Below are 1,961 nucleotides of genomic sequence, written 5' to 3' on the forward strand. Positions count from 1 at the left end.
GGCGCAGGTCGTGGCCCGGCTCGCGCGCGAGTACGATGCGGCGCGCGCCGCGCTGCGCCAATGAGGGAGGGCGGAATGCACGACGAAGAAACCCTGGTGCCCGACAGCCGCGGGCAGAACAGCTACCGCGCCGATCCGGCCTTCGCGGCGCTGATGTCGGTCTATCTGCCCGAAGCGCTGCGCCCGGTGATCGAGCCGCAGCTCGACCGCATGGGCGCGCTGGTCGGTGACCGGCTGGAGCAACTGGCGCTGACCGCCGACAAGAACCCCCCCGTTCTGACGCTGCGCGACCGCACCGGCGCGGCGTGCCAGCGCATCGAGAAGCACCCCGCCTATGTCGAGCTGGAACGCTACGCCTTCGGCGCGTTCGGCCTTGCCGCCATGTCGCATCGCGGCGGCGTCTTCGGCCAGCCGGATGCGCTGCACCCGATGGCGAAATACGCGCTGGTCTATCTCTTCGTGCAGGCCGAGTTCGGCCTGTGCTGTCCGCTGAGCATGACGGATTCGCTCACCCGCACGCTGCGCAAGTTCGGCTCGGACGAGCTTATTGAGCGTTATCTCGACGGGCTGACCAGCCAGGACATGGACCGGCTGATCCAGGGCGCGATGTTCATGACCGAACAGGCGGCGGGCTCGGATGTCGGCGCGGTCGAGACGGTGGCGCGCCACGAGAACGGCGCCTGGCGGCTCTTTGGCGACAAGTGGTTCTGCTCCAACCCCGACGCGGGGCTCGCCATGGTGCTGGCGCGGCCCGAAGGCGGCGGCGCGGGCACGGCGGGGCTGTCGCTCTTCCTGTTGCCGCGGCACCTGCCCGACGGCCGCCTCAATGCCTACCGGATCATCCGCCTCAAGGACAAGATGGGCACCCGCTCGATGGCCTCTGGCGAGATCGTGCTCGAAGGCGCCGAAGCCTATCTGGTGGGCGAGGCGGGGCAGGGCTTCAAGCAGATGACCGACATGATCAACATGTCGCGTCTCGCCAATGGCGTGCGCAGCGCCGGGCTGATGCGCCGCTCGGTCTCGGAGGCGCTCCACGTCGCCCGCAATCGCCGGGCCTTTGGACGACGGCTGATCGAGATGCCGCTGATGCGGCGGCAGCTGGCGAAGATGCTGCTTTCCGCCGAGCAGGGCCGCAGCATGGTGTTTCACACCGCGCGCGTGCTGGAGGGGGCCGATCGCGGGGATGCAAGGATGGCGAAGGTGCTGCGCATCCTGACGCCGCTGATCAAGTTCCGGGTCTGCCGCGACGCGCGCAAGGTCGCGGGCGATGCGATGGAGGTGCGCGGTGGCTGCGGCTATATCGAGGAATGGTCCGACGCGCGGGTGCTGCGCGATGCGCATCTGGGCTCGATCTGGGAGGGCACGAGCAACATCGTGGCGCTGGACGTGGCCCGCGCCACCCGGCGCGAGGGCGCGCTCGACGCGCTGCTCGACCATCTGCGCGAGTGCCTGCGCGAGGTCGAACCCGATCTCGCCGAGCCGCTCCTTGAGGCGCTGACGCGCGCGGTGGCATTGATGCAAGTGGTGGCCGGGCAGGACGGCGCGCCCGAACCGCATGAGACGCGGCGCGCGGCGACGGCGCTCTACGCCGCAACCTCCGGCGTCTTTCTGGCCTGGGAAGGCGCGCGGCTTGGTTCCAGCGATCCCACCGCGGCCCAAGACCGGACCCGCCTCGCGCGGCTGGTCCTGTCTGAGAAACTAAGCGCGCGCGATCCGCTCGCCCCTGTGATGCCCGAGCCGGACTGGCTCCCCGATCTGCTGCTGCGCGCCGGTGGCGAAGACGACACCTCGCGACCCGAACCCGGAGACCGGATGCCATGACGATAGCCCGAACCCTCGCCGATTTCGCGTCCGGCCCCGTGGCGCCGGACGCGCGGATGCAACGCGCATGAGAAGAACCACGACTACCACATCCTGGCCCCGTCCATCTGGCCGTTCATCAGCGCCATCGGCGCCTTCCT

The 1,961-nt window shown here is 69.7% G+C and carries 1 protein-coding gene; it reads left to right on the top strand.

Translation table 11 applies throughout. The annotated features are described in order from the left end of the window. The first annotated feature begins 75 nt into the window (after positions 1-75). A complete protein-coding gene (locus NHG85_RS10430; protein ID WP_253332161.1) occupies positions 76-1,821 on the top strand; it encodes an acyl-CoA dehydrogenase family protein in 1,746 nt (581 codons plus the stop codon). Positions 1,822-1,961: the final 140 nt, after the last annotated feature.

Origin of the sequence: Limimaricola litoreus, from assembly GCF_024159025.1 — a bacterium.
GTDB lineage: Bacteria > Pseudomonadota > Alphaproteobacteria > Rhodobacterales > Rhodobacteraceae > Limimaricola > Limimaricola litoreus.